The organism is Streptomyces sp. MS191 (genome assembly GCF_008042125.1).
Lineage (GTDB): Bacteria > Actinomycetota > Actinomycetes > Streptomycetales > Streptomycetaceae > Streptomyces.
Genome location: NZ_RDBI01000066.1, coordinates 85,351 through 93,771, shown reverse-complemented (window position 1 = coordinate 93,771; position 8,421 = coordinate 85,351). Strand labels below are relative to the sequence as shown.

The window sequence follows — 8,421 nt, the reverse complement described above, 5'->3', positions numbered from 1 at the left end:
CCCGGGTGCCGCCGAGCGGCGGTACGGGTCTCGGCTCGGCTCCGGCGCGGGTCGGGGCCCGTGTGCCGGCGGTCGTCGCGGCCGCGCCCGGTGCGGGCAGGCTCCCGTACGTGGTGGTGGAAATGTCCCTGACCCCTCAATGCCCTCGGCGCAGCAGGATGTGCGGCGGCGTGTCGTGACTTCCCGCCCGGACGGCCCGACGGCAGGAATACCCGGAGGGATGCCGGGCAGGCGGGCAATCCCCGGAGGGATGGCCGTCGGGCCGTCCGGGCGGGAAGTCACGACACGCCGCCGCACATCCTGCTGCGCCGAGGGCATTGAGGGGTCAGGGACATTTCCACCACCACGTACGGGAGCCTGCCCGCACCGGGCGCGGCCGCGACGACCGCCGGCACACGGGCCCCGACCCGCGCCGGAGCCGAGCCGAGACCCGTACCGCCGCTCGGCGGCACCCGGGTGGACTCCCTGACGGGACTGCGCTGGTTCGCGGCGCTCGGGGTGTTCCTCTTCCACACCAAGAGGTACGTCAGCGAGTCGGCGGCGCTGACCCAGCTCTCCTGGATCGGATACGAGGGCGTTCCCTTCTTCTTCGTCCTGTCCGGCTTCGTCATGGCGTGGGTGGCCCGCCCCGACGACACCGCGACGGGGTACTACTGGCGCCGGTTCGCGCGGATCTGGCCGCTGCTCGCGGTGACCACCGCGGGAGTGGTGGCGCTGCGCGTCTGGTGGTGGCACCAGCCGGTGTCGGCGGCGGACGTCCTGTGGACCCTGACCTTCGCCCAGTCGTGGAGCAGCGAGCACTTCTTCACGCTGAACGTGGTGACCTGGACGCTGTCCGTGGAGGCCTTCTTCTATCTGGCCTTCCCGCTGCTCCACAAGGTGCTCTCGCGCTGCCCCTCCCGGCTGCTGGCGGTCGTGGCCGTGCTGTCCGTGGCCGCGACGGCCGCGACCCGGATCCTGGGCCCCCGATACGGCTTCGCGCCGGACGTGGAGCGGCTCGTCGTGGCCTCGCCCCTCTCGCTGACGCCGATGTTCGTCCTCGGCGTGTGCACGGCGATGCTCGTACGGCGCGGCCGGCGCCCGCCCTTCGGGTCGGGCGTCGCGCTGACGCTCACCGCGGGCACGGTGCTGCTGTGCTGGCTCTGGTTCCGCCATCCGGACGCCGTTCCGTACGTCGAGGTGCGGACGGGGACGTTCGACGCGGTCCTCATGCCGGCGTTCGCCCTGCTGATCGCGACCGTCGCGCTGCGCGACGTGCGCGGCGAACGGTCCCTGCTGCGCTCCCGGCCGCTGGTGAGGCTCGGCGAGTGGTCCTTCGCGTTCTACATCTGCCACGTGATCGTGCTGAAGGTGTTCGAGCACCTGGGCACGGCGCCGGGGCCCGGGCTGGGCAGGGACCTCGTCCAGATCGCCGTGGTCGCCGTCGGGACGGTGGCGGTCGCCGGCTGTCTCCACGAGTGGGTGGAGAAGCCCGCGGAGCGGCGGCTCAGGCCGCTCCTGGGCGCCCGCCGGGCCACCGCGTGAGCGCGCCGGAGGCGGCCCGGCTCCCGCCGGCCGCGCAACCGGCCGCGACGGACCTCACCGCCGGCGCAAGGGCTCTCCCACGTGACCGAGCCCACCACCCACAAGCGGCCCGCAGCCCCGACAATGGCGGTGTGATCACTTCGCCGCCACGAAGCCCGAACTCCAAGGGGAACGGCAACGGCCATCGCCGGGTCGAGGCCACGCCGTACGTCGACCTCACCCGGGCCGAGTGGAGCGCCCTGCGGGACAAGACGCCCCTGCCGCTGTCCGCCGACGAGGTCGAGCGGCTGCGCGGTCTCGGCGACGTCATCGACCTCGACGAGGTCCGGGACATCTACCTGCCGCTCTCGCGCCTGCTGAACCTGTACGTCCAGGCCACCAGCGGGCTGCGCGGTGCGCTCAACACCTTCCTCGGCGAGCGGGCCGAGCAGCGCGGCACCCCCTTCGTGATAGGCGTCGCCGGCTCGGTGGCCGTCGGCAAGTCGACCGTGGCCCGTCTGCTCCAAGCCCTGCTGGCCCGCTGGCCCGAGCACCCCCGGGTGGAGCTGGTCACCACCGACGGGTTCCTGTACCCCATGGAGGAGCTCAAGGCGCGCGGGCTGATGTCGCGGAAGGGCTTCCCCGAGTCCTACGACCGGCGGGCGCTGACCCGGTTCGTCGCCGACATCAAGGCGGGCAAGGACGAGGTCACCGCGCCCGTCTACTCCCACCTCATCTACGACATCGTGCCCGGCGAGCGGCTCGTGGTGCGCCGCCCCGACATCCTGATCGTGGAGGGTCTCAACGTCCTCCAGCCGGCCCTGCCCGGCAAGGACGGCCGCACCCGCGTCGGTCTCGCCGACTACTTCGACTTCTCGGTGTACGTGGACGCGCGCCCCGAGGACATCGAGAGCTGGTACCTCAACCGCTTCCGCCGGCTGCGCGAGACCGCGTTCCAGAACCCCTTCTCGTACTTCCAGAAGTACACCCAGGTCTCCGAGGAGGAGGCCCTGGACTACGCCCGCACGATGTGGCGGACCATCAACAAGGTGAACCTGCTGGAGAACGTGGCGCCGACGCGGGGACGGGCCACCCTCGTCGTCCGCAAGGGGCCCGACCACAAGGTGCAGCGACTGTCCCTGCGCAAGCTCTGAGACCACCGTTAGGGTGCGCCCATGCTCCATCTCCGGATGATCACGCCGCCCGAGCGCACGGAGGCGGTACTGGCCCTGATCGGCCGGACCGTCGGCACCACGCACCTGGTGGTCCTCCCGGGCGCCGCCCGCGACCCCGCCGGGGATCTCGTGACCTGCGACGTGGCCCGCGAGGCAGGGGACGAACTCCTGCGCGGGCTGCGGAAGCTGGGGGTCGACGAGGACGGTTCGATCGCGGTCGATGACATCGACCTCTCGCTCTCCCGGCGCGCCGACGAGGCGGAGGAGGAGGCTCCGGGCGAGGCCGCGGACGCGGTGATCTGGGAGCACCTGTCCGAGGTGACCCAGGAGGAGTCCACCCTCACCGTCACCTACGCGGCGTTCATGATCGTGGCGACCATGATCGCGGCCTGCGGTGTGGTGCTGGACAACGCGGTCCTGATCGTGGGGGCGATGGCCGTCGGACCGGAGTTCGGCCCGCTCGCCGGGATCTGCACGGGCCTCGTGCGGCGGTCCCCCCGGCAGGCCGGCCGCTCGCTGACCGCGCTGCTCGTCGGCTTCGCCGCGGCGATCGCGGCCACCACGGTGTTCAGTCTGGTGATGGACGCCCTGGGGCTGTTCGAGGTGACGATGCTCGACGGTCCGCGGCCCAACACCAGCTTCATCTGGCAGCCCGACCCGTTCTCCTTCGTCGTGGCGCTGCTCGCGGGGGTGGCCGGCGTCCTGTCGCTGACGTCGTCCAAGTCGGGGGCGCTGGTGGGCGTGGCGATCTCGGTGACCACCGTCCCGGCCGCGGCGAACGCCGCCGTGGCGCTGAGCTACGGCGACGTGGGTCAGATGTGGGGCTCCACCGAGCAGTTGCTGCTGAACCTGGGCGGCATCGTGCTCGCCGGGGTCCTCACCCTGCTCGCCTGGAAACTGGTGCGGCCGACCCGGGAGGGGCGGATGACCCGCCGCCCCCCGGGTGCGCCACCGAAGTAGCCCGGGGGGCTCAGCCCAGCGCGGACTTCACCACGTCCGCGAGGCGTCCGGCCACCGCGCGTGCCTGCTCGATGTCGGCGGCCTCCACCATGACGCGGACCAGCGGCTCGGTGCCCGAGGAACGCAGCAGCACCCGTCCGGTGGCGCCGAGTTCGCGCTCGGCGTCGGAGACGGCGGCGGCCAGGTCGCCCGAGGTGGCGACGCGCGACTTGTCCACGTCCGGCACGTTGACCAGCACCTGCGGCAGCCGGTCCATGACGGCGGCGAGCTCGGCGAGCGACCGGCCGGTGGCGGCGACGCGGGCCGCCAGCATGAGGCCCGTCAGCGTGCCGTCGCCGGTGGTGGCGTGGTCGAGCACGATCACGTGGCCGGACTGCTCGCCGCCCAGCGCGTAGCCGTGCTTCTTCATGGCCTCCAGGACGTACCGGTCGCCCACGGCCGTCTGCACGAGTGCGAGGCCCTCGCGCTCCATCGCCAGCTTGAAGCCGAGGTTGGACATCACGGTGCCGACAACGGTGTCACCGCGCAGCGTCCCGGCCTCGCGCATGGCGAGCGCGAGAACGGCGAGGATCTGGTCCCCGTCGACCTCGTTCCCGGCCGCGTCGACCGCGAGGCAGCGGTCGGCGTCGCCGTCGTGCGCGATGCCGAGGTGGGCGCCGTGCTCGACCACGGCTGCCTTCAGCAGGCCGAGGTGGGTGGAGCCGCAGCCGTCGTTGATGTTGAGGCCGTCCGGGCTCGCGCCGATGGTGACGACCTCGGCGCCGGCCCGCGAGAACGCCTCGGGGGACACCCGGGCGGCGGCGCCGTGCGCCTCGTCGAGGACGATCTTCAGGCCGTCGAGGCGGTTCGGCAGGACGGCGACCAGGTGGGCGACGTACTTGTCGAAGCCCTCGTCGTAGTCGCGGACCCGGCCGACGCCCGCGCCGGTGGGCCGCTCCCAGGGGGCGCCGGTGCGGTGCTCGTCGTAGACGGCCTCGATCCGGTCCTCCAGCTCGTCGGCGAGCTTGTGACCGCCCCGGGCGAAGAACTTGATGCCGTTGTCGGGCATGGCGTTGTGGCTCGCGGAGAGCATGACGCCGAGATCGGCGCCGAGGGCGCCGGTGAGATAGGCCACGGCCGGGGTCGGCAGGACGCCGACGCGCAGGACGTCCACCCCGGCGCTGGCCAGGCCGGCCACGACGGCGGCCTCCAGGAACTCTCCCGACGCGCGCGGGTCACGCCCGACCACCGCGGTCGGCCGGTGGCCTTCAAAGGTTCCCGCCTCGGCGAGCACATGCGCCGCGGCGACCGACAGGCCGAGCGCCAGCTCCGCCGTCAGATCCGCGTTGGCAACACCACGCACGCCGTCCGTGCCGAAGAGTCGTCCCACAGCTGTCCTCCGAACTGCTTCGAAAAATGCGATCCCCTGAGCGGCTCTTGCCCGTTTCACGACGCAAGTCGCTCAGAACGTGCCCAAGGTTATGAAAAGACGTACGCCCCGGCAGCACGGGCAGTGCCGCCGGGGCGTACGTACAAAGCAGGCGAGCAGGCGATTTAGCGCTTGCTGTACTGCGGAGCCTTACGGGCCTTCTTGAGACCGGCCTTCTTGCGCTCGACCGCACGGTCGTCGCGGGAGAGGAAGCCGGCCTTCTTCAGCGCCGGGCGGTTGTTCTCGACGTCCGCCTCGTTCAGCGCACGGGCGACGCCGAGACGCAGGGCGCCGGCCTGACCCGAGACGCCGCCACCCGAGATGCGGGCGATGACGTCGTAGCGGTTGTCGAGCTCGAGCACCTTGAAGGGCTCGTTGACTTCCTGCTGGTGCACCTTGTTCGGGAAGTAGTCCTCGAGGGTGCGACCGTTGATCTTCCACTTGCCGGTGCCCGGAACGATCCGGACGCGGGCGATGGCGTTCTTGCGGCGGCCCAGGCCGGCGGCCGGCTGCGGGTCACCGAAGCGGGAAGCCAGGGACTCGGTGGTGTACTCGCCCTCGACGGGAACCTCGGACTCGAAGGTGGTGACCTCGGCGTAGGTCTCCTCGCCCTCGGTGCCCTCGACGGGGTTCTCAACAGTGGTCTCGGCCACGATTCTCCTCAGATTTCTTTCGTTCTTAGGGGGTGTGGCCGGAACTACTGCGCGACCTGGGTGATCTCGAACGGGACCGGCTGCTGAGCAGCGTGCGGGTGGTTCTCGCCCGCGTAGACCTTCAGCTTCGAGAGCATCTGACGGCCCAGGGAGTTCTTGGGGATCATGCCCTTGATGGCCTTCTCGACGGCCTTCTCGGGGTTCTTGTCCAGAAGCTCGTCGTAACGGACGGAGCGCAGACCACCCGGGAACCCGGAGTGGCGGTACGCCATCTTCTGGGTCTTCTTGTTGCCGGAGAGGTGCACCTTGTCAGCGTTGATGATGATGACAAAGTCGCCCATGTCCATGTGGGGGGCGTAGACCGGCTTGTGCTTGCCCCGGAGGAGGTTCGCTGCCGTGGTCGCCAGACGGCCCAGGACGATGTCCTGCGCGTCGATGATGTGCCACTGGCGAGTGACATCGCCGGGCTTGGGGCTGTACGTACGCACTTCGTAGCCTTCGCTTCTTCAGTGGATGGAGTCCAGACACACCTGAAGCGATCATGCAGCTGGGGCCTGCACTGCCGGGACACCGCCCGTATGCGAGCCACTGGTAACTGCTCCAGGGAACCTGCGTAAGGGCCCTTCGCGTGAGAACGACGAAGCCACTACGCATAACAAACCGCAACAGTACCCGCGCCACCCCGGACGGGTCAAAACGCGCCGGCCCTACCGCGCCCGCTCCACCCGGCGCTCGTCCCAGACCGGCTCGCTCGTCTCCCGCACGACCCCGTCCGAGCCGAAGACCAGGTAGCGGTCGAAGGTCTTCGCGAACCAGCGGTCGTGGGTGACCGCCAGGACCGTGCCCTCGTAGGACTCCAGACCGTCCTGGAGCGCCTCCGCGGACTCCAGGTCCAGGTTGTCGGTCGGCTCGTCCAGCAGCAGCGCCGTGGTGCCCGAGAGCTCCAGGAGCAGGATCTGGAAGCGGGCCTGCTGACCGCCGGAGAGCTTCTCGAAGGGCTGGTCGCCCTGCGCCTCCAGCTCGTAGCGCCGCAGCACCGACATCGCCCCGCCCCGGTCCTTGGCGTGCTCCGACCACAGGATGTCCACCAGGGAGCGGCCCTGCAGCTCCGGGTGGGCGTGGGTCTGGGCGAAGTGGCCGGGGACGACCCGCGCGCCCGTCTTCCACAGACCCGTGTGCGCGACCGACGGGTCGCCCGCGAGCAGCCGCAGAAAGTGCGACTTGCCGGAGCCGTTCGAGCCGAGGACCGCCACCCGCTCGCCGTAGAAGATCTCCAGCGAGAACGGCTTCATCAGTCCGGTCAGCTCAAGGTTCTCGCAGGTCACGGCACGCACGCCGGTGCGTCCGCCGCGCAGCCGCATCCGGATGTCCTGCTCGCGCGGCGGCTCCGGGGGCGGTCCCGCCTCCTCGAACTTCCGCAGCCGGGTCTGGGCCGCCGCGTACCGGGAGGCCATCTCGTGGCTCACCGCCGCCGCCTGGCGCAGGTTGACCACCAGCTTCTTCAGCTGCGCGTGCTTCTCCTCCCAGCGCCGCTTGAGCTCCTCGAAGCGCGCGAACCGCTCCCGCCGCGCCTCGTGGAAGGTGTCGAAGCCACCGCCGTGCACCCAGACGTCCGAGCCGGCCGGTCCGGGCTCCACCGCGACGATCTTCTCCGCGGCCCGGGCCAGCAGCTCCCGGTCGTGCGAGATGAAGAGCACGGTCTTGCGGGTCTCCCGCAGCCGCTCCTCCAGCCACCGCTTGCCGGGGACGTCGAGGTAGTTGTCCGGCTCGTCGAGCAGCAGCACCTCGTCGGTGCCCCGCAGCAGGGACTCCAGGACCAGCCGCTTCTGCTCGCCGCCGCTGAGCGTGCGCACCTCGCGGAACTGCGCCTTCTCGTACGGGACGCCGAGCGCGGCCATGGTGCACATGTCCCAGACGGTCTCGGCCTCGTAGCCCTGCACCTCGGCCCAGTCGCTGAGGGCCTGCGCGTACCTCATCTGCGCGGCCTCGTCGTCGACCGTCATGATCAGGTGCTCGGCCTCGTCGACCGCCTTCGCCGCCTCCCGGATCCGCGGCTGCGCGACGGAGACCAGCAGGTCGCGGACGGTGCGCTCGTCCCGTACCGAGCCGACGAACTGCGGCATCACACCGAGACCGCCGCCGACGGTGACGGTGCCGCCGTGCGGCTGGAGCTCACCGGAGATCATCCGGAGCAGTGTGGTCTTCCCGGCGCCGTTGGCGCCGACCAGGGCGACCACCGCCCCCTCCCCCACCCGGAAGGAGGCGTCGGCGAGAAGCACCCTCCCGTCCGGAAGGTAGTACTCCAGATGCGCGACCTCGACATGTCCCATGAGGGGCATTGTCGCCGCCGACCGCGCTCTCCCCCAACCGGTTTAGGATGCGCGGCATGAGCTTTGGGGGACCGCAGTGGCCGCAGCAGCCGCAGCAGCCGAACGGACAGCAGCGCGAGAGCTGGCAGCAGCAGCCCGACCCCTTCCCGGGGGCCCAGGCGCCGCAGACACCGGACTGGGGCGCTCTCGCCGACGCCTCGGCCGCCCGTAGCCGCCGCAAGCGCTGGCTGACGATCGGCGGCGGCGCGCTGGCGACCCTCGCCGTCGGCGCGATCGTCGCGACCGCCGTGGTCAGCAGCGGCGGCACGGACGACGAGGCCGAGCACCTGATCATGACGGTCGACGACGAGGCCGCGCAGATGAGGTACGCGCAGGCCCTCAGCGACTGGGCC

7 protein-coding genes and 1 pseudogene are annotated in these 8,421 nt (G+C 71.1%); 4 read left to right on the top strand and 4 right to left on the bottom strand.

Features of this window, described 5'->3' with window-relative positions; translation table 11 throughout:
* The first annotated feature begins 456 nt into the window (after positions 1–456).
* From EAO71_RS29000 to EAO71_RS28990, 3 genes are all read left to right on the top strand, one after another.
* Entirely contained in the window at positions 457–1,524 is a 1,068-nt protein-coding gene (locus tag EAO71_RS29000; RefSeq protein ID WP_187282869.1) for an acyltransferase family protein, read from the top strand.
* Between the two features lie 131 nt (positions 1,525–1,655).
* On the top strand, positions 1,656–2,657 hold the full coding sequence (coaA, locus tag EAO71_RS28995; protein WP_147980770.1) for a type I pantothenate kinase: 1,002 nt from the start codon (positions 1,656–1,658) through the stop codon (positions 2,655–2,657).
* Positions 2,658–2,678: 21 nt separating this feature from the next.
* Complete coding sequence (locus EAO71_RS28990) at positions 2,679–3,638, top strand: DUF389 domain-containing protein (RefSeq protein ID WP_147980769.1); 960 nt, start codon at positions 2,679–2,681, stop codon at positions 3,636–3,638.
* 10 nt (positions 3,639–3,648) lie between these two features.
* Here EAO71_RS28990 and glmM read toward each other — a convergent pair whose 3' ends face one another.
* From glmM to EAO71_RS28970, 4 genes are all read right to left on the bottom strand, one after another.
* Entirely contained in the window at positions 3,649–5,007 is a 1,359-nt protein-coding gene (gene glmM, locus EAO71_RS28985; RefSeq protein ID WP_147980768.1) for a phosphoglucosamine mutase, read from the bottom strand.
* A 164-nt stretch (positions 5,008–5,171) separates the two neighbouring features.
* Positions 5,172–5,699 carry a 30S ribosomal protein S9 gene (gene rpsI / locus EAO71_RS28980; protein ID WP_147980767.1) on the bottom strand — a complete coding sequence of 176 codons (528 nt, stop codon included), beginning with the start codon at positions 5,697–5,699 and terminating at the stop codon, positions 5,172–5,174.
* 44 nt (positions 5,700–5,743) lie between these two features.
* Complete coding sequence (gene rplM / locus EAO71_RS28975) at positions 5,744–6,187, bottom strand: 50S ribosomal protein L13 (RefSeq protein ID WP_041130788.1); 444 nt, start codon at positions 6,185–6,187, stop codon at positions 5,744–5,746.
* 219 nt (positions 6,188–6,406) lie between these two features.
* Entirely contained in the window at positions 6,407–8,038 is a 1,632-nt protein-coding gene (locus EAO71_RS28970) for an ATP-binding cassette domain-containing protein (RefSeq protein WP_147980766.1), read from the bottom strand.
* A gap of 47 nt (positions 8,039–8,085) precedes the next feature.
* Here EAO71_RS28970 and EAO71_RS28965 point away from each other — a divergent pair.
* Positions 8,086–8,421 (top strand): annotated as a pseudogene (locus EAO71_RS28965) (hypothetical protein); the annotation flags it as partial.